The organism is Bradyrhizobium sp. UFLA05-108, from assembly GCF_059803455.1.
Map to the genome: position 1 here is coordinate 1 of NZ_JBANAZ010000104.1, position 23430 is coordinate 23430.

The following is a 23430-nucleotide window of genomic DNA, read 5'->3' on the forward strand; positions in this document are numbered from 1 at the left end:
GACACAGCCGCTCGGCCGCATCGCCGCTGACGCCAATACATCGGATTACTGCCGCCCTTTTTCAACGGAATCGGCCCATCCGCGAAGTGGCGCGGCTCGTCGAGGTTCGGACACGGCGCAATAGCGGACCATATTTGTTCAAGCGAGTTCTTCGCATTTGCCTCCTGAGTGGGCCAGCGCCAATTAGGTGGTCGCAGGGTGGGCAACAACAAACCGCGCGTTTCACGTCATCGTTCCCGGCATGAAGCAGCGAACACTCACACCCATCGGGCCGTACAGCGGCCAGACCAGCGCCACGCTAGCCCTGTTCGGCTCGTCGATGACGGCGTCGTCGGGCACGTAAACCCACTCGGTTTCGACATTGGTGGCGCCGACCATCGCGCGCCGAAAGCCCACGGACGTCGTCGGCACGCGGACGCGGTAACGGTTGCCGCTAATCTCCCAGTCTACCTCGGACAAATGCATTGCTTCGCTACCATCGCAGCATAGATCTCCCTTTCCGTCACGAAGCTTCTCGAACCACTTCGACAGATCGGCCCGATTGTGATCGTGCGCGAGCGCGGCGCCGGCCCATACGATCAGCGCGAGGGCGAATAGATTAGAGAGCATCGACGTTAATCCAAATCGTCAGACAACCAATCGGCCCAAATGAGGATCTGTTGCCGGATCAGCTCAAGGGCACCGCACTGCAATGATTCTCGAACATCACTCGGAGGCGCATAACCTCTGAAATAGGATTTGTTTTCTTTGCGAACTCTTGTCTCGCCAGTCCAACAGTCGCTGGGGGACACTCCGCTGAAGCCTGAGCCATCTTCGGCAACTATGGGCGATAGCGTTTGACAGTGAGACCAACAGTGGTCAGTGCCAGCACCTCGGCCGTCGCATGAGGTACTGTCAAGCGCGGTGTCAAGATCGCGATTTGAGTTGGAGAAGCAGGCATGCCAGCCAAGGTCAGCGTGGGAACGGCTGGCCGTTCCTCAACATTCACCGACCCCATCACCCCAACCTGGTGCTGCGAAATCGGAAACCCCATCATTTCAAACGTTGGCAGCTCTGCGGCCGATGCCCCGGCAGTTGTGACAATGGTAACAATGCCTGCGATTAGCCCAAAACGTGTCATGCTAAATTCTCCCCTAGAGAAATTGATACCCACTACATTTCTGTTGATGAAGTGGAGCCCTAGTTCGCCGTCGTGGGCGGGTCGGGGACAGGGAATTGTTCTTCGTTTGTTGTATTTTTGAATACCAGAGGGAAGGCGCAAAGGCTGCCTACGATGGTGGTGCATCGCCTCTGGATAAAGAAATCGCAAACTTCCGCATTGAACTTAGCGCCGTTGGCTGCGGCCTAATACCAACCTCTTCACACCGCAAGCTCGCGATGAAAGCGCACTGCCGATGAGAAACACGAATGCAATCGAAGATCGAATTGCCCTCTTGTTAGCAGCTTTCTGTTTCAGCAAGATTTCGTTCTTCAATCAAAGAGAGAGGTCTCGCGGCAAAAAAATCCAACCACAACGCGAAATGATTTATCTGGAGGTGCAATCACCGTTGGGTGCAATCCGCTTCCGCACCAGAGACGCGTTGGACGGCGTCGTTCGCGGAGATAAAGGCGATTCGCGCATCGTCACGACCAAAACGATCCGATGCGAGAACATCGGCGGCCTGCAACGATTGGTGACAACGGCCGCGTCCAACCTATCCGTTCGCGCACAACCAAGACCCGAACCTGACGACGGGTGCGTCCAATGACCGCGCCACTTGAACCCTGGTGTCCGCATCGCAGACCTAACAGCAGCCGGGAATTTTAGGAGCCGCCCAGCTCGTCTGGAGTCGGCGCAACATGTGAAGTTGTTCACATCAGAAACCCGGGCGATTTGAACTAAGTCATTTCGGAAGTCGTGGCGCAGATCTCTTTTTAAGGAGATTGCAGTGACGAAGATATTCTTGATGACCACTATCAGGGCTTTGATCGCGCTGCTGGTTTGGCACTGCGCGGCGCACGCGCATGATCATAGCCGCCCCGAACTCAACGGCTGGTTCGAGAGCCTCAAGAGTACCAAGGGGCCATGCTGTTCCGACGCCGACGGCACGGCGCTATCCGACGCCGATTGGGACGTGAAGGACGGTCACTACCGCGTGCGCATCAGGAGCCAATGGTGGGACGTGCCGGAAGAGGCCGTGATCAAGGAGCCGAACCGCGCAGGTCACACGATGGTCTGGCCCATCTACTATTGGGCGCTCGGCAACCTGCTGCGGATCGACATCCGTTGCTTCATCCCCGGGGCCATGATGTGACCGACACAGCGCTTTCGAACAAAAGCCCGTCCCGCACTCGGTAGAGCGCGAAGATGGTGGCTTGATTTGGTGGTGAGGCTCGCGCCTGGGGACATCAGCCCCCGACCTATTCAACCTCGATCAATCGCTGCTTGGTGACCCGCAAATTGCGCACGTAATAGCCTTGCCTCTGAACGGCCGACTTGATCTCGTCGCTGATTTTGAGAACCCTTCTTCTGCTCTTGCGCCATTTATTTGGCGAGCACAGTACAGGTATCGCAGAACCGGTGCTTAGAACGAGCAAGTCGCGCTTATCGTTGCGATAGACATCAAACACTTTTCGCCCCCGTTGATCATATTGAAATAGACATGAAATGTGTTTCGGTCTTCTACATCGACCAGCTTACTATCTCGAATGGCTCTGCGGGTTGTAAATGTGCAACGCCCGCCATTTACTGCTCACCACGTTCCGGGTTGGGAACGAACTGATACAGATTGGGCGGATTACCTTGGGGATGCCCTTCAGATGCAAGAAGATGACACCTGCAAACGAATTCTTGGACCGATTTGGGAGCGGCCCATTCTAAAGCGAGATGCGCAGGGCATCCACGGAACGCTTCACTGCGAATATGAAGACAGGCGACATCATCTGCCGGCAACGAAGCGGGAAGTAGACTGGAACGAGAGCGCGATCAATTCTGCGCAGCGGCGGTTGTTTGCTAGCAAGCGCTGACGTCCCGGAAGCTTCCTCTTCAGCAGCGAGGCCGCGAGATAGCTGCCGAGGTAGTCCCCGGAGGTACCAGGTTGCCGGCTCCCACCGCGCCGCAAGCTGCTTGATCTGCTCGAAACCAAGGATCGACTGCGACACTTTGCCATTTCGGATCATGATCGCCACATCGAGATCTTTGGGCAGCAACGCCGTCCCTCTCGGGACCGCAGAGCGCAGTCTCATCACTCCGTGGTTGGCCAAGACAACAATCTCTTAGGGGTCTAAGACTGCGGGCATTGTCCGTCCCCGTGCTGGCCGCAAGCCAGCAACCAGCTGCTGATGATTTTCCACTTGTCTCGCCCCCTCGCTTGGAATTTCAGGAGCGGAGAGCGCTTGTCCTCTAGTTCGCAAAAGAACCTCAACGTATCGCGGGCGGTGGCTGCCCCGCGATCGATGGAGTGAGTCTGAAGCCAACGCCGCCATTCGCGGGTAATCAGCAGTTTGCGTTGGGTTTGGTAAGTCGACGCGCGTCTTCGTCCCATGAGGCAGCCCCCCGAAGGTCTTCGGTTAGTCGCGCTGGCTTTGTTAGAGATCTGTATTCGAGAGCGTTGGACAAGCATCCAGACGGTACCGGGCATCCGCCGCGCCGATGGCACCATCGAACCCGCGATATGAAGGAGAGACCTTAAGGCTTTCTAAATCGGGATATGACGCTGGTCTGACGTGTTTTCGTTTGATTGCTTCATGGCAGGCGCCGAGGGACCACAACAGCTTGTCGGAATTCGAAGAACTGCATACGACGCCCTAGGCTCGCCGCATCAGCTTGAGCGAAGCAGCAAGGCGCAGGCTGCGCTTGCCTGCGAGCGCGACGCCTTCGAGCTCGCCGCTGTCCGCCGTGCAGCTCCCGGAGAAGCCGATCCCGACTTCATAGCCGCCGAACACCGCGTTCTCGCCCTTCGCCGGCGTATGTTCCTGGTTGAGCATCTCGCCCTTCCAGCGGCCGTCCACCGAGGCGTACGAACCGAGGTAGTAGAAGAAGGCATCGCCGCCGAGGATGCGGCCGTCCATCAGCAGCATGCCCCCCGAGAGGCCGGCGTCGATGCCGTCGAGCGCGAAGATGGATCGCGTAGAGCCCGTTCGCGATACCGCCTGCTCCGACAATGCCCCGTGGTGGCAACGCATCGTCATCGAGCCGCGTAAGCTCGGCCCAGAACATCGCGCCCGGTACCGGAGCGGCCTCTCCTTCGAAGCGGATGCCATTGCTGTTGGTCCGGCCGCGCACGCTGATGGCGGCACGTCAGTGCCCATCAGCGGCCTGTAGTAGGGATCGTTGTTATGACGCTCGGTGATCACCTCTCCGATGATTTCACCGCCACGCTCCTCATAGGTGCTGAGATGCGCAAAGGCGGAATTGCCGCCCAGCAGCTTGCCGTTGTGCATGCACATGATGCTGCGGCCGAACGCATCGTTGACGCCGTATTCAACTTTGTAGAGCCAGTTCAGCAACGAAGGAAATGCCGGAAAGCCATTTCGAGTAACAGGCTACCTAGCACCGCCGCCCTGCCGAGACCATCCGGTTTATCGTCACGGGGCGAAATCGATTGCCGCAGCTCTCGTTGACGTCTGCTCAGTGGCGCTCAGCGGGCTGGATTTGCTCAGGTTGAGTTCTTCGCCTGCTTACCCAGAGCCGACTTCGATCCCTCACCGCTCGCCGGACACCCGCAAATAACCGTCGGATAAATCAGTCGGTCGGCGCGTTCGCGACCGGTCGCCGCGCGACGAGAATATTGGCAATACACTTTCCCACCTGCAACCAAGCCAAGCGGGCGACGTGAGCTGGAATCCGACCTAGGGCACGTTAACTGCTGGCATGGATGCGGTCGGGCGCGGCACGAAATCTGTTTGATGCTGGCCTCGTGTGGCCAACATGATCGAAAACGCTACAAAGAGAATGAGAAGCCCTCGCATCATTCATCCTCAAATTAGGGCATAGCCGACATAACGGCGAGTGCTGCCTCGCCGTTTCCCGGACCGCCCGACGCAAAATAGAGCGCAGCAAGCGCGATTAGCCCGAGGATGGCATAGCCAGCAGTGATCCATCTGTCGTAGTCTCGTGTCGCCTGAACCGATGGCGCGGTATGAATATAGTCCACGGTTGCCATGACCTGACTCCTTCGAGTTTGGCGCGATGGACGCGCTGAGATGACGGCAAATGCCCCACTTGTAAAATGCATCAGGCGTTACTGGTTGGATCGACTCTCTTCGCGCAAGGTGGCATGCTGTTCCATGCCGCCTGACGTGGTTATGACCTGGTGGACACCAATCACGGTCGCGCCAACCAAGAACAAGCTGGCATAGAAGGCCAGCACGGCTTTCGCCCAACGCTTGTGAGTGGTCCTGTCTTCGTGAGTGTTCGCGGCTGGTTCGTTCAGCAAAAAGCCATTGGTAACATGTGCGGAATCCTCACTGAAATAATCCATAGGAAAGCTCCTTGGAATTTGTTCGGTCAGTCTATTTCCACGACGCATTGCTCCCAATTTCCGGACTCGGAAAAGCAATTCACCCGCAGGACTCCTGCTTCGCGCAAATTTCCGTCCTCAGCTTAGCGCCGGCCCCGGACGCACTATGTGAAGCTGTTCACTGTGGGGCATGCAAATCCTTCAAAGGGCACGCAAGGCTTGTAGCTCGCGGTCCGCAGGTTGGCCCCCTGCCGACTAACACGAAAGCCGCTCGAGTGTCGGGCCCTTTGGGATAGACACGACATCAGTCCGCGCCCTCCAAAGACCGCCGCTTATGACTCTTATCGGAAGTCCGTAGGCACAATCTGACCGTCCGCCGTTGGCAGGTATCGCAGCCAATCGCCGGGTCGCATGCCTCGCGGATCAATACCGCGGTGTGAGGCCACATAGTCGATCTCGCCGCGAGTGATGCCGATATCCACGAGCTCCCTGTCACTTAAATCAGACAAAGTGCGGCTCTTTTCCTTTCAGGGCGTAAGTCGTGTTGCGGCTGCCTCGAGCGAGTCGGCTCCATCAGGCCGCACGAACAGAAAATGAGACGCCACCCAAATTTGTGTGTCAGCACGGCCATCTTGGCCGATGAGGATGAGTCCTGCTCCGCCATTGGCTACTGTTAGAATGACAGGCTCGCCCTTCCATGTCTTGATTGGCTCCATTCCGATGATGAGAAATTCACCAATCGGTTGATCAAAATATTGAAGTCGCAATTGTGGCGCGACCTCTGCTGCCGCGAGTCCGAAACCCAGCAGTTGAGCGCGGGCATAAATTTCGGCGAGCGGTACAGTACCGGTTCGAAAGCCGAGATCGGCCGCCGATACTGCAAAGAGATTCACATTTCTTGTAGTGGTACTAAGAGCAAAAGCTGGTCGAGCGAGAATATCCCCGGCCGCGTCTCCGATCCCACAACCGGCTGCATGCAACGCGTTAGTGAGGGCTAAGGGATCCGCGAAGGTGCCTACTTTGATTGTCTTCCACACCGAAGCTTCGGCGGCAGATCTGATTGGACTTCTTGGGGTACTCGTTAATGGAGTTCTCTCGGACCTCAGTCGGCTCGACAGGACGTCCCGCGCAGTGCATTGCGCGCGAGCTTCGCTTGCGAACAAAGCTATCCACGCGGTGAAGAACATCGCAACAATGAGGGTGCTACGGCGCCATCCTATCGAACAATGCGCCAGGGCATATTTGCACGGCGTGTTCGGCTTCATGGCAATCTAACCTCTCGAAAGGCCAAATTGAAAACAAACTTGCGGTCACGCTGCGGCCACACGGCCTCACCAGATGTGAGCCGCTCACATCCGCATAAATCTTTCTCGTGTCGATACGTCACCCACTGGCTCTTAGCGAACCCGCACAACAACAGTTGTGACTAGAAAGAGACCCGCCTCCGAGTCATTGGGAAGAACGGAGGGTAGTGCGTCAAAGCAACCATGCCCAACGTACTTTGAAATGTGTCCGAGGGCGGGGCAATAGCACTCAAGCATTCCAATTTCAGTATTCCGATCTTCAAATCAACGGCCGGCAGTCCGCAACCCCACTGACCGTTCACGTCGGATCCCCAAGGGGGATCTAGCGCAGCTCTACTCTAGCATCATTGAAACCACTGAGCCAGAGGCCGGGAAAAAGTGGTAATGAGGTCCGGCACGTGCTACAAAAGATGTAAATTCGATCGAGAGATAGAGCCATCACGACCGACTCCTCCCAAGGGAGATTTTGGCATCACGACTTTCGCAATCACTGCAGCCGTAATTTGCTCGCCACCACGTGAACCAGCTCACATCGACATCCATCACAGGTGAATGAGACTAGCAGGTCAATGGTTCAATTTCTTGGACTCATGCGCACGACCTAAAAGCAAGTCAGTGCGTGAACTGCAAATCACGGATACCGACAGTATTTTGTCACAGCATTTGATCCCGACGTCTTATCAAGGCTGGAGATCCCCATGTCCACGGACGCAGCCGAATTCGCATCGCATCGATTCTCAACACGCGAGCTTCCGGAGCGGATGAGAGTCGCTTTATGGCGAGAGAACTTTGGGCGAGGCATAGTCCACGTCGATATCGAGCCTCTGTCGGACGTTCCGTTTCAGGCCGATGCAACGTTGCAAGCGGTCCGAGGGTTGCGCAGGCTCGCACTGAAGGGCTCCCCCATGCAATTCAAGCGCTTGCGAGCGAGCATGGCTGATGGTGACGACTCGATCGGAATCATCGTCTGCTCTCCTGGCAGAAGCCTGCTGTCGCAGCGCTACCGGGAAATTGAGCTTCGCACCGGCGGCGCAGTCGCAATTCTGCATTCGGAGCCCGCCACCGTCACCTATGTCGACGGATTGCTATTCGGTCTGGCCGTGCCCCGCGAAGCGCTTGCAGAGCGTGTGCCGAATGTCGAAAGCCTCGCGATGCGACCGATCCCTCATCGAACTGAAGCGCTCCGACTCCTCATGGCTTATCTACAGTCGGCATTCAAGGACGGGGCTCTGGCCACCCCCGGGCTGCGTGATGCGGTCCTGGCTCACATCCATGACCTCGTTGCGCTCGCGATCAGCGAGTGCACTCCCTTAGGCGAGAGCACTGTGAGCGGGGTCGTGGCCGCGCGCCACAGCGCCATCCTCGACCACATCGCTGCACACTTTCAGGAGCCAGAGCTTAGCGTCGAGATGGTAGCCCACAGCCAAGGCATCTCACCTCGGTATCTGCAGCGCCTGATCGCGCTATCAGGATCATCGTTTACCGGGTACGTGAACGAGTTACGTCTCCAACGGGCGCTCAAGCTGCTGACCGAGTCCCAGGCATGCATGCAGCGAATTTCCGACATCGCGTTAGAGGTCGGCTTTTCGGATGTTTCGCATTTCAATCGATTGTTCAGGGCGCGCTTCGGCGATTCGCCCCGTGGCGTGCGTTGCGCCGGAAGCTGTGCCAGATGACCTCGACCCCCGCGAGTGCCGCTCCGATGATGCCATCATGCCCCTGATTTGCCCGACGCGTCAACGTATTTCGTTAAATCCGCAACCCATCGCACCGTCCCATGCGGCTACTTTGCATGGGGTTGTTTTCGATTTTTTTGTGTTGGGTCCGGGAAGGCGTTCTAGTGCCGCTTGAAATACTGCACCTCGCGCTCGTGCTTCTCGGCCGCCGCGCGGCTCTTGAACGTTCCGAGGTTGCGGCGCTTGCCGGTCTTCGGGTTCACCTTGCGCGAATAAAGACGATATTCGCCGGACGCCAGTTTGCGGATCATGTCGCGACTCCTGTTCGTTTCGGTCTCAACGACCGGGACGCGAACCGGGTTCCTTCACAGCTTGTCTGGCGAGAACTACTGATTTCCGGAGCGGTTCAGAAGCAAAGCGTGGTGACGAGCTGGCCTTGCTTGTTCTTGATCGCATACGGACAGCGGATACGTTCCAGCGCCTTCTTGGCGTCTTCATCGCCCAGCGCTGCCGCACGCTCATAATAGGCCTTCGCAGCAGTCGCATCCTTCGGACCGCCGCGGCCTTCCTGCGCGAACGCGCCCATCCGCTCGAGCGCGCCCGGGTGGTTTTGCGCGGCCGCCTTCTCGAACAGTGCGCGCGCTGCGACGTCGTCCTTTTGACCGCCATCACCGCTCGCGAGCATCAGGCCGAGCTGATATTGCGCCTCCGCGTTGGTCTCGGCGGCCTTGCCGAGCAGCTCGCGCGCCCGCGCCGGGTCGGCCGGAGCTGCCCCGGGCGAACCGCCAAGCGCGGCAAGATTGCTGACGCCGCGGGGATTGCCGGCCTGGGCCGCCTTCTCGAACAGCTTTCGCGCCTGCGCCTCGTCTTTGGCGACGCCTGCGCCGGTGCCGTAGAGCACGCCGAGCTCGACCATCGCCGCACTCGAGCCCTTGTCGGCCGCCTTGCGCCAGGTTGCCATCGCTTCCGCCATCTGCCGATTGGCGGCGTAGGCGCGCCCGAGCTCGTACATCGCGCGGCGCGAGCCGCCTGCCGCCGTCCTGCAGAACTTGATCGCGGTCGCGATGTCGGCGGCTGCAAGCTCGGTTACTCCCTTCACGTCGGCCGGTTTGTCGGGATCGCTGGGATCGGCCGCCAGCCGATCGCACAGCACGAGATCGGCCGACTGCGCATATGCAGCAAGCGGTGTCGCGAAGGTCAGGAGAATGGCGCAGAGAGCTTTCCGCATGGCCGGCAGGTTGCGTCCGGGCATTGGCGAATTCAAGGCTCGAGGCCCGACTCTCGCAACACAGGCGCAACCTCGGGCGAAGCCAGGTAGCGCAACAGCCGATCGGCTGCCTCGGCATTCGTCGCCGTCGTCGTGCGGCCAGCCGAGAACAGCGCCGGCGTCTGCAAGTCCTGCGGGATCGGTCCGACCACTTCGATGCCTGCGACCTGCTTCAACTCGCTGATCTGCTGCACGGCGAGATCGGCCTCGCCGCTGACCAGCCGCTCAGCGGTAAAGCCCTGCTGCACGATGGTCGCCTTGGCGTTGATCTCGCTTGCAATGCGCATCCGAATAATCAGCTCGGCAAAGTAGATCCCGCTCGCGCCTAGCCGCGAGTAGGCGACGGAGCGCGCCGCAAGCAGCGTCTTGCGCAGCGCGCCTTCGCTCGCGATGTCCGGATGAGCCTGCCCCGCTGCCACGGCGATGCCGACATAGGAGCGCGCGAGGTCGGCGGCGCTTTGCGCCACCACGCGGCCCTCGGCGATGACCTCGTCGAGGCCTTCGCGCGTCAGGATCACGAGATCGGCGGCCTCGCCGTCCCGTAAGCGCTTGAGCAATGCCTGCGTCGGCGCGAAGTCGGCGTCGATGTGGACACCCGTCGCGGCTTCGTAGGCGGCGGACAGGTTGCGCATCGCCCCCATCAGGCCGAGCGTCGAGAGCATGCGAACGGTATTTTCCATGGTTCTCCAAAACATCCAATCAGGCGCGATGCATCAGCTTCAGCGCCGCGGTCAACCGCAGGCTGCGTTTGCCGGCGAGCGCGGTCGCTTCCAGCACCGCCTGCTCGTCGTCATAGGTGCCGGAGAAGCCGATGCCGACCTCACGGCCGCCGAACACGGGATTTTCATCGCGGACCGGCGTATGCTCCTGGTTCAGGATCTGGCCCTTCCAGCGGCCATTCGCCGCCGTGTAGCTGCCGAGATAGTAGAACGAGGCATCGCCGCCGAGAATGCGCCCGCGGTTGAGCAGCATGACGCCGGTGAGGCCCCCTTCGATGCCATCCAGCATCCGAAGATGGATCGAGTAGAGACCGTTGGCGATGCCGCCCTCCCCGACGCCGCCAGCGATCGGCACCTCGTCCTCCCTGATCGGCATCATCACCGACTGGAATGGCACTCCCGGCAATTCCTTCAGCTCGCCCTTGAAATGATAGAGATCGCCGTCCGGCCAGCCCTTCGCGATCAGGGTCGCATCATCAGTGCCGGCCATCGCGCGATAGTTCGGATCGGGATTGTGGCGCACGGTCTTGATGACGATGGCGACCTCCTCGCCCGCCTTCTCGTAAGTGCCGATATGGGCAAAGGCCGAGTTGCCGCCCAGCATCCTGCCGTCGCCGACATGCATGACGCTGCGGCCAACAGCTTCGCCGAGCTGAAACCGTACCTTGTAGAAACCTTCCAACACCAGCCGTGTCCCCGGCCTGCGCGCATCCGAGGCGGAGTGTACCCCGCTTTCGTCCGCGGGGGACAAGTTTCGTTACCCCAGCCGCAGTGCGCGATATCGCCAACTGTCATCAAAATGCAAAAATCCGCCGAAGCCTCTCGGCCTCGGCGGATTTGAGAGCCAACCCGGACCAAGCCCCCAAGGTCCGGGCCGGTAGGATCTAGGCGGCCGCCTTCTTGTCGGTCGGAACGGACGAGATCGTCTTCAGGATCTGCGAAGCGATCTGGTATGGGTCGCCTTGCGAGTTCGGACGACGGTCTTCCAGATAGCCCTTGTAGCCGTTGTTGACGAAGGAGTGCGGAACGCGGATCGAAGCACCGCGGTCAGCCACGCCGTAGCTGAACTTGTTCCAGGGCGCGGTCTCGTGCTTGCCGGTCAGACGCTTGTCGTTGTCCGGGCCGTAGACGGCGATGTGGTCCATCAGGTTCTTCTCGAACGCCGCCATCAGGGCCTCGAAGTACTCCTTGCCGCCGACTTCACGCATGTAGGCGGTCGAGAAGTTGGCGTGCATGCCCGAGCCGTTCCAGTCGGTATCGCCGAGCGGCTTGCAATGGAATTCGATGTCGATGCCGTACTTCTCGGTGAGGCGCAGCATCAGGTAGCGAGCCATCCACATCTGGTCGGCAGCGGTCTTGGAGCCCTTGCCGAAGATCTGGAATTCCCACTGGCCCTTCGCCACTTCGGCGTTGATGCCTTCATGGTTGATACCGGCGGCCAGGCAGAGGTCGAGATGCTCTTCCACGATCTTGCGGGCGACATCGCCAACGTTCGAGTAGCCGACGCCGGTGTAGTACGGCCCCTGCGGAGCCGGATAGCCGGCCGTTGGGAAGCCGAGCGGACGGCCGTCCTTGTAGAAGAAATATTCCTGCTCGAAGCCGAACCATGCGCCGGCGTCGTCGAGGATGGTGGCGCGCTTGTTGGACGCATGCGGGGTCTTGCCATCGGGCATCATGACTTCGCACATCACGAGCACGCCGTTGGTGCGGGCGCCATCCGGGAACACCGCGACCGGCTTCAGCACGCAATCGGAGCTGTGGCCTTCGGCCTGCTGGGTGGAGGAGCCGTCGAAGCCCCAGAGCGGAAGCTGCTCGAGCGTCGGGAACGACGCGAATTCCTTGATCTGAGTTTTGCCGCGCAAATTCGGAGTCGGCGTATATCCGTCGAGCCAGATGTACTCGAGCTTGTACTTGGTCATTGAGCCTCTCTGTAGATGATGCGAAAGGTGGGGACCGGTGGCCCCCGCACGTTGTACCCGGCCACCATCGGCCGGCGCTTTACAAGCATTTCGCATGCCAAAACGCCGCAGTGCGGGAGGTTTTCCACCACCAGCCGTCAGACTGCGAACCTCGCCGGCTATTCACAGGCGCGTGCGGCAAAGCAGCGCACCTTTACGTTACCCCGCACCGCAAAGAACCTGCAAAAAGCGCCCGATTTCACGGCATGCGCCGCACTGCACCCGGCCGCCGGCTAAAGCAGCGTCAATTGCTCGCAATTTTCGGGAAGTCCTTTGCCACCTCCCCGCAACCTTCGAGATGGCCCAAGCGTTGGTCACCGGGAACCTGCCTTGCACGATGCAGACGCTCGACTGCCCATAAATTAGGCCAACAATGATATCGTTTTCAGCACTTTGCATTTCGACGCACAGGGCCAATATGGGGTGACCCAGTAACCATAAGCGAACGAGTCGGGCGCACCATGGAGGTCAAGCGCTCCGGCTGAAGGAGATACCGCAATGATGAACAATAACTTGGGCCAAGGGTCGGCCACGATCTACCAATTCCCTGTCGGGGGCCGCGCGGCTTTCGGCGGTCGCCGGAGTAGTGAGGCCAGGGTGCCGGCTGATCATGTCTCGCCGCCCGTCGTCGAGACGATCTGCAGTGGTAGCTGGTATCACCAGGAGGCGATCGAGGAAGCCAAGCCGAAATGGGATCGCTGATGCCCGCGTTGCCTTCGGTACCGCCTCGCGCTCGCAAGCGTCCGGCGGAATTTTGAAAAAGGGTCGAAACGAGATCGTTTCGGCCCTTTTTTGATTCTCGTTCTGATTCTTGCGCTCAGCTCAGTGCGCAGGCTGTGACGGGCCGCTTGAGATGCTTCACCGTGGTGACGGTCTTGCCGATCTTGAGCGTGATCCCGGCGCCGGAGTAACGCGCGCCCGACAGTGTCAGCCGCTTGGCGAGCGGAATGGCGCCGCCGTCGATCTGCACGAAGGCGCGCCTGTCGTCCGCGTAGAATGCCACGATGAACTGCGTACCGTCAGCGCAACGATAGCCCTGAAACGTCTGCGCCACCGCGCCCGTCGCGCTCAAGGTTCCACCTGCCACCACGACGGCGACAGCCAAAATAATGGCCTGGTGCCGGTCCATGTTCGCCCCCTGTAATAGAGTTCAAGTATATCGCGCGAGCCGCGCAGCCGATTCCGCCGGCAACATAGCCCAGGCTGATCTTATGTCAGACTCCCCTGCCCGCCACCTCGCCTTGCAAGGCGCCAGCAATTTTCGCGACCTCGGTGGCTACCCGACCACCGACGGCCGGCAGACGCGCTGGCGGCACCTCTTCCGCTCCAATCATCTTGCCCTCCTCACCGAGACCGATGTCGAGATCGTCCGCGCCCTCGGCGTGCGGAGCGCCTTCGATTTCCGCGGCGTCGACGAGCGCGCGGACGCGCTGTGCGGCGTGCGCGAGATCACCACGCATTCGCTGCCGATCGAGCCGACGGTGGTGGCCGCACTCAAGGCGCGGATGGCCGAAGGCACGCTGACTGCACCGGCTGCGCTGGAGATCATGCGCGAGTCCTACCGCAATTATGTTCGCCACAACACGCACAGTTTTCGCGCGCTGTTCGGGCATCTCCTCGAAGACCGCGCTCCGCTCGTCATCCACTGCACGGCTGGCAAGGACCGCACCGGCTTCGCCTGCGCGCTGATCCTTCATGCGCTCGGCGTGCCTGACGATATCATCGCCGAAGACTATCTCCTGACGAACCAGTTCTATCGCCGCGATCCATCGGCAGCATCCGAACTGCCGCAGGACGTCCGCGACGCGATTGGCTCGGTAGAGGCCTCCTATCTCAACGCCGGCTTTGAAGCCGTGCGCGCAGACTATGGCGACCTCGAAACCTATTTGCGCAATGGACTCAAGCTCGGGGCCGCCGAGCGGACCGTTTTGAAGGAGCGCTATCTGCAAGCGTGAGCCACAGCGGCCCCTCTCAAGCCGTCAGGCCGGTCGCCTTGATGATGGCGTCCTTGAGAGCGAAAGAGATCTGCTGGGTGCTCCAGTCGCCCTGATGCAGCTTGTCAGGATCGCTCCTGTCTATCAATTGCTCGAACGACACGTTGTCCTGCACGTGCCAATGCCGCATGAGCGCCCATCGCTGAAACAGATTGACCTCGGCCTCATTGGCGGCATCGCGTATCAGCCGGACCATTTTGTCCGAGAGCTCGGCTCGATCATCCCAGAGCATCTTCGTCGTATACTGCGGATCAATCACCAGAACCTCGAAGCCGCGAGCGCGCAATTGCGCCAGGCCCTTCCTGATGTTCCCGGCAACGACGTCCACGTCGTATATGTCGTTGTGAAAGACCGCGTTCGTTCCAACCTGCCAGATGACCAGTGCCGGATCATCATGGAAAATATCGGCGTCGAAGCGTCCGAGTTCTTCGTTCGCCTCTTCTCCGCCCCGGCCCCGGTTGAGCACGTCAATCCGGATGTCCGGCCGGTGGACGACGTCCTTGAAATATTGTCGCAGATACATCTCGAGTCGATAAGGATACGGGACGACATCGCCTCGTCCGGCGGTCGAGGATGATCCCATGGCCACGATGCGCACCGGGCCTCTCCCGTCCAACGCCTGCCGAAGCCGCATCAGCGGGTATTTTAGATCGACGATCGCTGCGGGAAACTCGATGGTCGGCAAAACGTCAGACATGAAACGACCTCCTCCACGATCTAAAGTTGCATCTATAGCCCAGCCTTGAAGCTGCCGCCATTGCAAGTCCAATTCGCTCCGCGCAATAGTCGGCGCGCATTAAACCGACGGAGAGCATCGTGCAGGGAAAAGTCATTGTCGTGACCGGTGCGCTCGGGGCGCTGGGCCAGGTGGTGGCGGAGACGGCGCTGGCGCGCGGTGCGCGCGTCGCGGGCATCGATTACGCGCCTTCCCAGGCAGTCGCGACCGCACAGCTTATCGAGCTCGGCGGGGTCGATCTCTCGGACGAAGCGCAGGCGAAGACGGCGGTCTCGGCGGCGGCAAAACATTTCGGCCGGCTCGATGCACTGATCAACATCGCCGGCGGCTTTGCCTACGAGACCGTCGGCGACGGGGAGATCAAGACCTGGCAGCGCCTGTACGCGCTGAACGTGCTGACCGCGCTCAACACTTCGCGCGCTGCGCTCTCTCATCTCGCGGCCTCGAAGGCCGGCCGCATCGTCAATGTCGGTGCCATGGGCGCGCTCCAGGCCGGCTCCGGCATGGGCGCCTACGCAGCCTCGAAGGCCGGCGTGCACCGCCTCACCGAGGCGCTCGCCAACGAGTGGAAGGGCAAGGTCACGGTGAACGCCGTGTTGCCCTCGATCATCGACACCAAAGCCAACCGCACCAGCATGCCGGATGCTGATTTCTCGAAATGGGTGACTCCGCAAGAGCTCGCGGAGGTAATCCTGTTCCTCGCAAGCGATGCATCCAGCGCCGTCACAGGTGCGCTGATCCCGGTAAGCGGACGCGTTTAGTCCGACACCAGGAGCCGCCCTTGAAGTGGATGCTGTGCTTGCCGGCGGGCGCGATGCCTTCGCCATGGCCGGCGCTCCCGATCAAATGGCGCGAGAAGCGAGTCCGATCCGGGCTAGACTGACCGCAACTGATTCTCCGACGGAACAGCCTGTGGAAACCGCGCTTTATCTGCCCGTCAAACGCTTCCTCGAAGAGCTCGGCTTCGCCGTGAAGGGCGAGATCGGCGGCTGCGATCTCGTTGGCCTCAGCGCCGGCGATCCGCCTGTCGTGGTGATCGGCGAGCTCAAGCTCGCCTTCAATCTCGAGCTGATCTTGCAGGCTGTCGATCGCGCCCCGGCCGGCGACGAGATCTGGATCGCCGCAAAAATGTCCGCGCGCGGCAAGGGGCGCGAGAGCGATGCGCGCTATCGCAATCTCTGCCGCCGCCTCGGCTTCGGCATGCTTGGAGTCACCGAACGCGGCCAGGTCGAGGTGCTGGTGAAGCCGCCGACCGCGGCGCCGCGCCGTGAGCCGAAGAAGCGCTCGCGGCTCGTCGCCGAGCACCAGCGCCGCCAGGGCGATCCGGTCCTCGGCGGCAGCACGCGCGCACCCATCATGACTGCCTATCGCCAGCAGGCGTTGGCCTGTGCCTCAGCGCTCGCCGATGGCCCGCGGCCGGTGCGCGATCTGCGCGTGCGGTGTCCTGATGCCGGCAAGATTCTGCTGCACAACGTCTATGGCTGGTTCGCACGGGCCGAGCGGGGAATCTACGGATTGACCGAGGCCGGCCATGCAGCACTGAAGCGCTGGCCGCAGCCGAAGATCGCGCTCGACGCCAGTCAACCGTCACCGCCCTGACATCACACATCAATGCAAAGGGCGAATAACTGAGATGCCACACCAAATTCATATTGCAATGCAACATAGGCGGCACTAGGTATCCCGGATCGAAATGAGGCTACCATGAGCGCAGACTGGAATACCAAATACGGTACGCGGCGCGTCCGCCACGATCCGCCGACCTTGGACGAGGCGATTTTCGCCGCGATCGGCATCACGGACGATCAGGAGCAGCAGGCCGAGATCGCCGCGTCCTTGATGGGCATGCCGCTCGACGTCGTGCAGGCTGAAGTGAAGAAGCAGGCCCGTACCAACAGCCGTATCACCGCCACGCGCGTGATCGCCGGCGAACAGGGCGCGCAGCGCTCGGTGGTGGTCGAGCGCCGCGTCGTGCGCCGCTTTGGCAACGACAAGCGTACCGGCACCTGAAGCGCTCTGGACTCTGAAGATTCGAAAGCGGACCGGCCTCGCCGGTCCGCTTTTTTATTCTCTGCTTGTGCACGGCCTTTTCACAAAACCGCCGCACACCTTCGCGGATTGTGCTTAGGCGGCGCGATTGCCGTACATGCTGGAAAACAGCTTCCACCATGTGCTGTTGAAGCTCAGCAGCGCGCGGCCGGCCTTGAACGGCGCAGCAGCAAGATCCGCCAGCTCCGCCTCCGGCGTCTTGGTGAGATCGATAGTGCCGGTCGATTCGCCGTGCCGGAATGTCAGATGCGCGCCGAACTTCTTCGCTAGCGCCCGCATCGCGTGGTTCTCCGCGCCCGTCGTGATGCGCAAGCGCCCAAAACCCTTCCAGCGCGCTTCGGCGATCAGGCGTCGGAACAACACGGTGCCGACGCCCTGGCGGCGCGCCGAGGCTTCCACGCTGAACGCCACTTCGGGCAACGAATCGCCCTCCGGCGGATGCAGCTCGGCCGCTCCGCGGACCACGCCGTCGACGATGTAGGCGACGATCACGGTGCCATCGTCCGCACAGCGGGCGGCGTAACGCTCGATGAAGCTGTCGTCGAGAAAACCGTTGAAGCGGTCGTGCCGGCTCTCGGGATCGAGTCTCAGCAGATGATCCCGTAGGAGCGGCAATTCCTCTTGCTGGATCAGGGTCCGCACATAACCCTGCACGGACTCCGTGCGGATGGTTTCTTCAAGTGCCACGTCAAAACTCCTCTTGGTGTCCCTCGAGGAGGCGTTCGAATCCCTAGGCCTCCTATATTGTGCGACGCAACAAGGTTTGCAAGACGGGAACTCGCCCAAGTTAGAGGCATGGCAATCGACCAATTCGTTAATGAAATCAGAGCCCCGTAATTATACGAGGACCATCTGGGTCTGGATCACCAGCGCCACCAGCTTGCCGTCCTCGGTCTCCAGCCGGGTCTGCCAGACCTGCGTCCGCCGCCCGCGGTGGATCGGGGTCGCCGTGGCGATCACTGTAGTTCCCTCCTTCGCGCCGCCGATGAAATTGGTCTTGCTCTCCAGCGTCGTCGTCCCCTTGGCGTCCGCCGGCAGGTTGATCACGGTCGCGGCGGCCCCGACGGAATCGGCAAAGGCCATGATGGCGCCGCCATGCGCGATATGGCCGAGCGTGCAGAGGTCGGGCCTGACCATCATCTTCGCCACCACGCGATCGGGTTCGGCCGCGACGAATTGCACCCCCATGAGCTCCGCGAACGGCATCCTCATCGCGTGAAGTCTTTCGAGCGGAGTCATCGGATATCCTCCCAGTATCTTGAATTCTCAACGTGAATAGTCCCGCGGCGCAAAGCAATGACGTCCGAGGTCATGGCCGCGATGATATCGATGCCTCTCCCACGCGCCCGCTTTTTGCCCGAGGATCCCAGGTCGCCAAACCGCCTGCAACCGGACAGAATGACAAATCTGATGAGCCCTGAGGATCATGACAGCGCCGCTCAAGACCGCTCCCTTTGCGCCATTCGAATGGATGCTGTCCGCGCGCTATCTGCGTGCGCGACGCAAGGAAGGCTTCGTCTCGGTCATCGCATGGTTTTCGTTTCTCGGCATCATGCTGGGCGTAGCGACGCTCATCATCGTGATGGCGGTCATGAACGGCTTCCGCAAAGAACTTCTGGACAAGATCCTTGGCCTTAACGGGCATGTTCTGGTTCAGCCGCTGGAATCACCTCTGACCGACTGGAACGATGTGACCGAACGCATCAACCAGTTGAAGGGGGTACGGCTGGCTGCGCCCGTCGTTGATGGGACGGCATTGGCATCATCCGCAAACGCCTCCGGCGTTCTGGTGCGCGGGATCCGCGCCGCCGATCTCAACAAGCTCGCTTCGGTCGCTGGCAACATCAAGCAGGGTTCGATCGAACATTTTGATGGCGATCAGGGCGTTGCCATCGGCCAGGGACTCGCCGATCAGCTTTCACTGCATGCCGGCGATGCCATCACGCTCGTCGCGCAGCACGGCGCGGTGACGCCAATGGGCGTCATGCCGCGCATCAAGAAATACAAGGTCACGGCTGTGTTCGAGATCGGCATGTCGGAGTACGACGCGAGCATGATTTTCATGCCGATCGCAGAGGCGCAGTCCTACTTCAACCGCAGCGGGGATGTCACGGCGATCGAGGTGTTCACGACCGACCCGGATCGCGTCGACACCTTTCGCAGGAGCGTGATGGAGGCTGCCGGCCGGCCGATCTTCCTGGTCGATTGGCGGCAGCGCAACTCGACCTTCTTCAGCGCGCTTCAGGTCCAGCGCAACGTGATGTTCCTGATCCTGAGCCTGATCGTCCTCGTGGCTGCCTTGAACATCGTGTCGGGCCTCGTCATGCTGGTCAAAGACAAGAGCAGCGACATTGCGATCCTGCGAACCATGGGTGCCTCGCGGGGCTCGGTCATGAGGATCTTCCTGATCACCGGCGCCTCGATTGGCGTGGCAGGTACGCTGATCGGCTTCGTGGTCGGGCTTCTGGCCTGCCTCAACATCGAATCGATCCGGCAGTTCATGTCCTGGCTGACCAGAACCGAACTGTTTCCGACCAAGCTGTACTTTCTTTCGAAGCTGCCTGCGGAGGTCGAGATCGGAGAAACCTCCGCGGTCTTGATCATGGCGCTGACGCTTTCGTTTCTCGCAACGCTCTACCCATCCTGGCGCGCCGCGCGGCTCGATCCCATCGAGGTGCTGCGGCACGGCGGCTAGTGCCCCTGGCCGGCAACGCAGTCATTACGCGGAGCCCCTGCGACGAAGCAATCCAGACTGCCACCACGGAGACAGCCTGGATTGCTTCGCTGCGCTCGCAATGACGGAGTGTGGGCGCGTGCGCGCACCATACTCTCGATGTCGTCGCCCGGCTTGACCGGGCGACCCGGTACGCCGCGGCTTCTCCATATCCCACGACGGCCACTGGAATACTGGATCACCCGCTTTCGCTTTTCGCGGGCGATGACGCAGAGATTGAGGCGCCATTTGCCTGTAACGACTGACGACAGAGTACCGATCCTCTTACCTCTTATCGCCCGCCAGCACATTCTTGTAGATTTTCCCGCCTTTCATGATGACGACGAAATTCTTCGCGGGGTCTGCGACCAGCTTGATGTTCTCGATCGGATTGCCGTCGACCAGCAGCAGGTCTGCCAAAGCGCCCTCCTCGACCACGCCCAGCTTGCCGGGATAGGGATTGCGTGGGCCGGACAGGCTCAACAGCTCGCCATTCGTCGAGGTCGCCATCGCCAGCGCTTCGGCGGGCGTGTACCAGCGGGCGAGATCGGCGAGCATCGCGCCCTGCCCTTCGGCTAGCGCCTTGGAGAACAGGACGTCGGTGCCGAAGGCGGTCTTGATCTTGTACTTCTTCGCCAGCGTATAGACCCTCTCCGTACCGGTTACCACCTGGCGCATCTTGTCCTGCTCCGAGGGCCCCAGCGCGGCGGCGCCGGCGAGATCGAGGAACGGCTGCGTGCTCAGCCAGATGCCCTTCTCGGCCATCAGGCGTGCCGAGGCCTCGTCCATGAGGTGGCCGTGCTCGATGCATCTGACGCCTGCCGCGATCGAGCGCTGGATCGCCACCGGCGTGTAGGCGTGTACGGCGACATAGGTGCCCCAGTTCTCGGCCGCTTCGACTGCGGCGCGCAACTCGGGCTCGGTAAAGGTCGAGACGTCGAGCGGACTGAACGGCGAGGCCACGCCGCCGCCCGCCGTGAGCTTGACCTGCGAGGCGCCCTGCATGAGCTGCTCGCGGGCGCGCACGCGAACTTCGTCCGGACTGTCGGCGACCATGCTGCCGCCGATCAGCTCCATGCGGCTCAGCATGCCGCCGATGGTGCGCGGCAGGTCGGACAATTGCCGGAAGTCGCCATGACCGCCGGTGATGGTGATCATCGCGCCGGAGGGATAGATGCGCGGACCTGCGACGAGATCCTCGTCGATGGCGCGCTTGAGCCCGAAGCTCGGCCCGCCCATGTCGCGCACGGTCGTAAAGCCGCGCATGAGCGTAGCTGTGGCTTCCGCGGCCGCCTGCAAATTCAGATAGCCGACGTCGCCCGCAATCGCAGCCGCCGGCGTCGGGCGCACCAGCATCGCGTGCCAATGCGCGTCGATCAGGCCCGGCATCAGCACGCGATTGCCGCCATCGATCGCCTGCGCGTCCGCGGTGAGCGGCGCGGCCGAGATCTTCTCGATCTTGCCATTGCGGATGAGCACATTGGACGACGCGGAGAGCGCGCCATTCTTGCCGTCGAAGATGCGGACGTTCTGGAACAAGATCGCGGGCCCTTGCTGGGCCCGTGCAAGCGATGAAGCAACAAGGCTCACGCCAATTGCGACGAGCCAAACAAAGACAATGAAGATGCCACCAGGCTTGCGCACGTCAGACATTTCCGCCCTCCTGCCGGCACGTCTGCTCGTCCCTCGGCAGCGATGCCTTGGGCCTAACTCAGCGCCGGCGTGCAGAGCGAGTCAACTTACAACCCATGCGGAAACGTGCAGGCCAGCCATCCGGCCCGAGCGGAGGTGCGACCGGAGCTGTCGCGTCTGGCTTCAATTGATTCAAAAAAGGACCTGTTCCTTCGCGGCGCGTGAGCGACGTCGGGCGCGTCCCACACTTGACAAATTCATAACCAACCAGTTATACGTCGATCCATAACCAACGAGTTATAACTCTGACATGACCACCACCTACGATGTGCTGTTCCGAACCCTTGCCGATCCGACCCGGCGGGCTATCTTCGAACGGCTGTGCCGTCATGGCGAGCAGACCGTTGGCGCCTTGACCGCGCGGGCCGGTGTGTCGCAACCGGCGGTGTCGAAGCATCTGATGGCATTGAAACAGGCCGGCCTCGTGCGCGACCGCCACGAGGGCCGCCAGACCCATTACAGCGCGCAGCTTCGCGCGCTCGCCCCGCTGATCGATTGGACCAGCAAGATGACCGGCTTCTGGCAAAGCCGGTTCGACGACCTCGAAGATCTCCTGAAGAGGATGGACCAATGAGCAAGACCGAGACCCGTTCCGTCGTCGTCGAGCGCGAGTTCGCACATCCGCCCGAGAAGCTCTGGCGCGCGCTGACGCAGCCGCATCTGATCTCGGAGTGGCTGATGAAGAACGATTTTGTGCCGGCGGTGGGCCATCGTTTTCACCTCACCGGCGAGTGGGGCGGCGTGCTCGACTGCGAGGTCCTCACAATCGAGCCGAACAAGACGCTCGCCTACACCTGGAATTTTGCGCATCAGGACGCAGCCTACAATCTGGAGAGCGTGGTGACCTTCACTCTCACTCCGATGCGCGGCGGAACTCTGCTCCGCGTCGAGCAGGTGGGATTCCGTCCGGACCAGAAGCAGGCCTATGGCGGCGCACATGCCGGATGGAAGCGGTTTTTGGAAAAGCTCGAGCAGGTTCTGCCGCAAGCAGACTGACGCCGCGTTGTAGGACAGGAGGTCTCATTGAACTGGAACATGTGGATTCGGCAGGTTCACCGCTGGCTGTCGCTTGGCTTCACGGTGGCTGTCCTCATCAATGTCCTCGCCATGGGACTGGAGAAGCAGGCGATCTGGATCGGCCTCCTGGCACTGTTCCCGCTCATCCTGCTTCTGCTCTCCGGCCTCTATCTGTTCGCCCTGCCCTATGCCACCAAATGGCGCAGCGGCTGATGGCGATCGCTTGCCTGGCGTAGAACGGGACCAGATTTCGGAGCACAGGAACTCAAATGACTCCATCGGAAAAGATCGACCAACTGATCGCCGGGATCACCGACTGGCGCGGCAAGACGTTTGCGGGCCTGCGCCAGACCATCCTCGATGCCGACAGCGAGATCATCGAGGAATGGAAATGGATGGGCAGCCCTGTGTGGGAGCGTGACGGCATCATCGCGGTCGCCAATGCCCACAAGGGCAAGGTGAAGCTGACCTTCATGTACGGAGCACGTCTCGCCGATCCCGAAAAACTCTTCAACGCCGGCCTCGAAGGCAATGAGCGCCGCGCGATCGACTTCCTGGAGGGTGACAAGATCAACACGCGGGCGCTGAAGCAGCTCGTGCGCGCAGCGATCGAATACAATCAGGGCAAGGCGAAGAAGAAAGCGCCGGCGGCAGCGCGCGCCAAGCCGCGCAAGGCCGGTTGAAGCATTACCGCCGTCATGCCCCGCCACCGGGTCTCGTCTTCGGCGAGCCCGATGACAGGCTCCGGCGGGGCATCCAGTACGCTGCGTCTTCTCCGCATCCCGTCACCGCCTCTGGAATACTTGTATGGGCTTGGTCAAGGATGAGTGGTTGTTAGATCATTTCAGATCATCTCCTTGTTCG

General features: G+C 60.9%; 32 protein-coding genes and 1 pseudogene. 15 read left to right on the plus strand and 18 right to left on the minus strand.

Annotation, left to right across the window (positions count from 1 at the left end; translation table 11 throughout):
• Positions 1 to 222: 222 nt before the first annotated feature.
• Both SO140_RS42295 and SO140_RS42300 read right to left on the minus strand, forming a co-directional pair.
• Positions 223 to 609, minus strand: a complete 387-nt coding sequence (locus SO140_RS42295; RefSeq protein WP_449381927.1) for a hypothetical protein — start codon at positions 607 to 609, stop codon at positions 223 to 225.
• 211 nt (positions 610 to 820) lie between these two features.
• Positions 821 to 1120 carry a hypothetical protein gene (locus SO140_RS42300; protein WP_498543996.1) on the minus strand — a complete coding sequence of 100 codons (300 nt, stop codon included), beginning with the start codon at positions 1118 to 1120 and terminating at the stop codon, positions 821 to 823.
• Between the two features lie 274 nt (positions 1121 to 1394).
• Between SO140_RS42300 and SO140_RS42305 the strand changes: the two genes are divergently transcribed.
• Both SO140_RS42305 and SO140_RS42310 read left to right on the plus strand, forming a co-directional pair.
• A complete protein-coding gene (locus SO140_RS42305) occupies positions 1395 to 1748 on the plus strand; it encodes a hypothetical protein (RefSeq protein ID WP_449381929.1) in 354 nt (117 codons plus the stop codon).
• A gap of 180 nt (positions 1749 to 1928) precedes the next feature.
• On the plus strand, positions 1929 to 2294 hold the full coding sequence (locus SO140_RS42310; protein ID WP_449381930.1) for a hypothetical protein: 366 nt from the start codon (positions 1929 to 1931) through the stop codon (positions 2292 to 2294).
• Between the two features lie 106 nt (positions 2295 to 2400).
• Here the strand turns inward: SO140_RS42310 and SO140_RS42315 are convergent, their stop codons facing one another.
• The gene (locus SO140_RS42315) at positions 2401 to 2610 is read right to left on the minus strand and encodes a hypothetical protein (protein WP_449381931.1); all 210 of its coding nucleotides are present in this window, start codon (positions 2608 to 2610) and stop codon (positions 2401 to 2403) included.
• Positions 2611 to 2799: 189 nt separating this feature from the next.
• Here SO140_RS42315 and SO140_RS42320 point away from each other — a divergent pair, with 189 nt between their 5' ends.
• On the plus strand, positions 2800 to 3006 hold the full coding sequence (locus tag SO140_RS42320) for a DUF8220 family protein (RefSeq protein WP_498543997.1): 207 nt from the start codon (positions 2800 to 2802) through the stop codon (positions 3004 to 3006).
• A gap of 780 nt (positions 3007 to 3786) precedes the next feature.
• On the opposite strand, the pseudogene SO140_RS42325 reads toward SO140_RS42320, so the two are convergent.
• From SO140_RS42325 to SO140_RS42345, 5 genes and pseudogenes are all read right to left on the minus strand, one after another.
• Positions 3787 to 4488: pseudogene (locus SO140_RS42325) on the minus strand (GrlR family regulatory protein).
• A 476-nt stretch (positions 4489 to 4964) separates the two neighbouring features.
• On the minus strand, positions 4965 to 5144 hold the full coding sequence (locus SO140_RS42330; protein WP_449381933.1) for a hypothetical protein: 180 nt from the start codon (positions 5142 to 5144) through the stop codon (positions 4965 to 4967).
• Between the two features lie 78 nt (positions 5145 to 5222).
• On the minus strand, positions 5223 to 5462 hold the full coding sequence (locus tag SO140_RS42335; protein ID WP_498543998.1) for a hypothetical protein: 240 nt from the start codon (positions 5460 to 5462) through the stop codon (positions 5223 to 5225).
• 320 nt (positions 5463 to 5782) lie between these two features.
• Positions 5783 to 5950, minus strand: coding sequence for a YjiS-like domain-containing protein (locus SO140_RS42340; RefSeq protein ID WP_449381935.1), 168 nt, complete (start codon positions 5948 to 5950; stop codon positions 5783 to 5785).
• A gap of 18 nt (positions 5951 to 5968) precedes the next feature.
• Positions 5969 to 6478 carry a hypothetical protein gene (locus SO140_RS42345; RefSeq protein ID WP_449381936.1) on the minus strand — a complete coding sequence of 170 codons (510 nt, stop codon included), beginning with the start codon at positions 6476 to 6478 and terminating at the stop codon, positions 5969 to 5971.
• A gap of 965 nt (positions 6479 to 7443) precedes the next feature.
• Here SO140_RS42345 and SO140_RS42350 point away from each other — a divergent pair.
• Positions 7444 to 8421: a helix-turn-helix transcriptional regulator gene (locus SO140_RS42350; protein WP_498543999.1), complete on the plus strand. Its 978-nt coding sequence runs from the start codon at positions 7444 to 7446 to the stop codon at positions 8419 to 8421.
• Positions 8422 to 8582: 161 nt separating this feature from the next.
• Here the strand turns inward: SO140_RS42350 and SO140_RS42355 are convergent, their stop codons facing one another.
• From SO140_RS42355 to SO140_RS42375, 5 genes are all read right to left on the minus strand, one after another.
• Entirely contained in the window at positions 8583 to 8732 is a 150-nt protein-coding gene (locus tag SO140_RS42355) for a hypothetical protein (RefSeq protein ID WP_007609497.1), read from the minus strand.
• A gap of 95 nt (positions 8733 to 8827) precedes the next feature.
• Complete coding sequence (locus tag SO140_RS42360; protein WP_449381993.1) at positions 8828 to 9649, minus strand: tetratricopeptide repeat protein; 822 nt, start codon at positions 9647 to 9649, stop codon at positions 8828 to 8830.
• Positions 9650 to 9681: 32 nt separating this feature from the next.
• Positions 9682 to 10368 (minus strand): substrate-binding domain-containing protein, encoded by a 687-nt coding sequence (locus SO140_RS42365; protein ID WP_449381938.1) that lies wholly within the window; start codon positions 10366 to 10368, stop codon positions 9682 to 9684.
• A 19-nt stretch (positions 10369 to 10387) separates the two neighbouring features.
• On the minus strand, positions 10388 to 11092 hold the full coding sequence (locus SO140_RS42370; RefSeq protein WP_498541764.1) for a GrlR family regulatory protein: 705 nt from the start codon (positions 11090 to 11092) through the stop codon (positions 10388 to 10390).
• A gap of 199 nt (positions 11093 to 11291) precedes the next feature.
• Complete coding sequence (locus tag SO140_RS42375) at positions 11292 to 12326, minus strand: glutamine synthetase beta-grasp domain-containing protein (protein WP_449381940.1); 1035 nt, start codon at positions 12324 to 12326, stop codon at positions 11292 to 11294.
• 15 nt (positions 12327 to 12341) lie between these two features.
• On the opposite strand from SO140_RS42375, the gene SO140_RS42380 reads away from it, so the two are divergent.
• Positions 12342 to 12602 (plus strand): hypothetical protein, encoded by a 261-nt coding sequence (locus tag SO140_RS42380; protein ID WP_449381941.1) that lies wholly within the window; start codon positions 12342 to 12344, stop codon positions 12600 to 12602.
• Between the two features lie 261 nt (positions 12603 to 12863).
• A complete protein-coding gene (locus SO140_RS42385) occupies positions 12864 to 13067 on the plus strand; it encodes a DUF2735 domain-containing protein (protein WP_449381942.1) in 204 nt (67 codons plus the stop codon).
• 115 nt (positions 13068 to 13182) lie between these two features.
• Here the strand turns inward: SO140_RS42385 and SO140_RS42390 are convergent, their stop codons facing one another.
• Positions 13183 to 13494: an MliC family protein gene (locus SO140_RS42390; protein ID WP_449381943.1), complete on the minus strand. Its 312-nt coding sequence runs from the start codon at positions 13492 to 13494 to the stop codon at positions 13183 to 13185.
• Between the two features lie 82 nt (positions 13495 to 13576).
• Here SO140_RS42390 and SO140_RS42395 point away from each other — a divergent pair, with 82 nt between their 5' ends.
• The gene (locus tag SO140_RS42395) at positions 13577 to 14320 is read left to right on the plus strand and encodes a tyrosine-protein phosphatase (protein ID WP_498541763.1); all 744 of its coding nucleotides are present in this window, start codon (positions 13577 to 13579) and stop codon (positions 14318 to 14320) included.
• A 16-nt stretch (positions 14321 to 14336) separates the two neighbouring features.
• Here SO140_RS42395 and SO140_RS42400 read toward each other — a convergent pair whose 3' ends face one another.
• Complete coding sequence (locus SO140_RS42400) at positions 14337 to 15122, minus strand: SGNH/GDSL hydrolase family protein (protein ID WP_449381945.1); 786 nt, start codon at positions 15120 to 15122, stop codon at positions 14337 to 14339.
• 53 nt (positions 15123 to 15175) lie between these two features.
• On the opposite strand from SO140_RS42400, the gene SO140_RS42405 reads away from it, so the two are divergent.
• From SO140_RS42405 to SO140_RS42415, 3 genes are all read left to right on the plus strand, one after another.
• Positions 15176 to 15856, plus strand: a complete 681-nt coding sequence (locus tag SO140_RS42405) for an SDR family oxidoreductase (protein WP_449381946.1) — start codon at positions 15176 to 15178, stop codon at positions 15854 to 15856.
• 151 nt (positions 15857 to 16007) lie between these two features.
• Positions 16008 to 16694 (plus strand): DUF2161 domain-containing phosphodiesterase, encoded by a 687-nt coding sequence (locus tag SO140_RS42410; RefSeq protein ID WP_449381947.1) that lies wholly within the window; start codon positions 16008 to 16010, stop codon positions 16692 to 16694.
• Between the two features lie 105 nt (positions 16695 to 16799).
• A complete protein-coding gene (locus SO140_RS42415; RefSeq protein ID WP_027523921.1) occupies positions 16800 to 17105 on the plus strand; it encodes a hypothetical protein in 306 nt (101 codons plus the stop codon).
• A gap of 114 nt (positions 17106 to 17219) precedes the next feature.
• On the opposite strand, the gene SO140_RS42420 is transcribed toward SO140_RS42415, so the two are convergent.
• Entirely contained in the window at positions 17220 to 17831 is a 612-nt protein-coding gene (locus SO140_RS42420; RefSeq protein WP_449381948.1) for a GNAT family N-acetyltransferase, read from the minus strand.
• A 150-nt stretch (positions 17832 to 17981) separates the two neighbouring features.
• Positions 17982 to 18383, minus strand: a complete 402-nt coding sequence (locus SO140_RS42425; RefSeq protein ID WP_449381949.1) for a PaaI family thioesterase — start codon at positions 18381 to 18383, stop codon at positions 17982 to 17984.
• 187 nt (positions 18384 to 18570) lie between these two features.
• Here SO140_RS42425 and SO140_RS42430 point away from each other — a divergent pair, with 187 nt between their 5' ends.
• Positions 18571 to 19839 carry a lipoprotein-releasing ABC transporter permease subunit gene (locus tag SO140_RS42430; protein ID WP_449381950.1) on the plus strand — a complete coding sequence of 423 codons (1269 nt, stop codon included), beginning with the start codon at positions 18571 to 18573 and terminating at the stop codon, positions 19837 to 19839.
• 303 nt (positions 19840 to 20142) lie between these two features.
• Here SO140_RS42430 and SO140_RS42435 read toward each other — a convergent pair whose 3' ends face one another.
• A complete protein-coding gene (locus tag SO140_RS42435) occupies positions 20143 to 21510 on the minus strand; it encodes a metal-dependent hydrolase family protein (RefSeq protein ID WP_449381951.1) in 1368 nt (455 codons plus the stop codon).
• Between the two features lie 289 nt (positions 21511 to 21799).
• Between SO140_RS42435 and SO140_RS42440 the strand changes: the two genes are divergently transcribed.
• Genes SO140_RS42440 through SO140_RS42455 form a run of 4 tightly spaced genes read left to right on the plus strand, consistent with a single transcriptional unit; the run spans position 21800 to position 23249 of the window.
• Positions 21800 to 22123, plus strand: a complete 324-nt coding sequence (locus tag SO140_RS42440; protein WP_449381952.1) for an ArsR/SmtB family transcription factor — start codon at positions 21800 to 21802, stop codon at positions 22121 to 22123.
• Entirely contained in the window at positions 22120 to 22545 is a 426-nt protein-coding gene (locus SO140_RS42445; protein ID WP_449381953.1) for an SRPBCC family protein, read from the plus strand. The genes SO140_RS42440 and SO140_RS42445 overlap by 4 nt, the downstream gene beginning before the upstream one ends.
• A 27-nt stretch (positions 22546 to 22572) precedes the next feature.
• Positions 22573 to 22779, plus strand: coding sequence for a hypothetical protein (locus SO140_RS42450; protein ID WP_449381954.1), 207 nt, complete (start codon positions 22573 to 22575; stop codon positions 22777 to 22779).
• A gap of 56 nt (positions 22780 to 22835) precedes the next feature.
• A complete protein-coding gene (locus SO140_RS42455; protein WP_449381955.1) occupies positions 22836 to 23249 on the plus strand; it encodes a DUF1801 domain-containing protein in 414 nt (137 codons plus the stop codon).
• Positions 23250 to 23430 lie beyond the last annotated feature (181 nt).

Excerpts from the sequence above, each read along its gene's own strand:
- SO140_RS42295 (WP_449381927.1), bottom strand. The coding sequence starts at position 609 with ATGCTCTCTAATCTATTCGCCCTCGCGCTGATCGTATGGGCCGGCGCC.
- SO140_RS42300 (WP_498543996.1), bottom strand. The coding sequence starts at position 1,120 with ATGACACGTTTTGGGCTAATCGCAGGCATTGTTACCATTGTCACAACT.
- SO140_RS42305 (WP_449381929.1), top strand. The coding sequence starts at position 1,395 with ATGAGAAACACGAATGCAATCGAAGATCGAATTGCCCTCTTGTTAGCA.
- SO140_RS42320 (WP_498543997.1), top strand. The coding sequence starts at position 2,800 with ATGCAAGAAGATGACACCTGCAAACGAATTCTTGGACCGATTTGGGAG.
- SO140_RS42330 (WP_449381933.1), bottom strand. The coding sequence starts at position 5,144 with ATGGCAACCGTGGACTATATTCATACCGCGCCATCGGTTCAGGCGACA.
- SO140_RS42335 (WP_498543998.1), bottom strand. The coding sequence starts at position 5,462 with ATGGATTATTTCAGTGAGGATTCCGCACATGTTACCAATGGCTTTTTG.
- SO140_RS42350 (WP_498543999.1), top strand. The coding sequence starts at position 7,444 with ATGTCCACGGACGCAGCCGAATTCGCATCGCATCGATTCTCAACACGC.
- SO140_RS42355 (WP_007609497.1), bottom strand. The coding sequence starts at position 8,732 with ATGATCCGCAAACTGGCGTCCGGCGAATATCGTCTTTATTCGCGCAAG.
- SO140_RS42360 (WP_449381993.1), bottom strand. The coding sequence starts at position 9,649 with ATGCGGAAAGCTCTCTGCGCCATTCTCCTGACCTTCGCGACACCGCTT.
- SO140_RS42365 (WP_449381938.1), bottom strand. The coding sequence starts at position 10,368 with ATGGAAAATACCGTTCGCATGCTCTCGACGCTCGGCCTGATGGGGGCG.
- SO140_RS42375 (WP_449381940.1), bottom strand. The coding sequence starts at position 12,326 with ATGACCAAGTACAAGCTCGAGTACATCTGGCTCGACGGATATACGCCG.
- SO140_RS42380 (WP_449381941.1), top strand. The coding sequence starts at position 12,342 with ATGATGCGAAAGGTGGGGACCGGTGGCCCCCGCACGTTGTACCCGGCC.
- SO140_RS42385 (WP_449381942.1), top strand. The coding sequence starts at position 12,864 with ATGATGAACAATAACTTGGGCCAAGGGTCGGCCACGATCTACCAATTC.
- SO140_RS42390 (WP_449381943.1), bottom strand. The coding sequence starts at position 13,494 with ATGGACCGGCACCAGGCCATTATTTTGGCTGTCGCCGTCGTGGTGGCA.
- SO140_RS42395 (WP_498541763.1), top strand. The coding sequence starts at position 13,577 with ATGTCAGACTCCCCTGCCCGCCACCTCGCCTTGCAAGGCGCCAGCAAT.
- SO140_RS42415 (WP_027523921.1), top strand. The coding sequence starts at position 16,800 with ATGAGCGCAGACTGGAATACCAAATACGGTACGCGGCGCGTCCGCCAC.
- SO140_RS42425 (WP_449381949.1), bottom strand. The coding sequence starts at position 18,383 with ATGACTCCGCTCGAAAGACTTCACGCGATGAGGATGCCGTTCGCGGAG.
- SO140_RS42430 (WP_449381950.1), top strand. The coding sequence starts at position 18,571 with ATGACAGCGCCGCTCAAGACCGCTCCCTTTGCGCCATTCGAATGGATG.
- SO140_RS42435 (WP_449381951.1), bottom strand. The coding sequence starts at position 21,510 with ATGTCTGACGTGCGCAAGCCTGGTGGCATCTTCATTGTCTTTGTTTGG.
- SO140_RS42440 (WP_449381952.1), top strand. The coding sequence starts at position 21,800 with ATGACCACCACCTACGATGTGCTGTTCCGAACCCTTGCCGATCCGACC.
- SO140_RS42445 (WP_449381953.1), top strand. The coding sequence starts at position 22,120 with ATGAGCAAGACCGAGACCCGTTCCGTCGTCGTCGAGCGCGAGTTCGCA.
- SO140_RS42455 (WP_449381955.1), top strand. The coding sequence starts at position 22,836 with ATGACTCCATCGGAAAAGATCGACCAACTGATCGCCGGGATCACCGAC.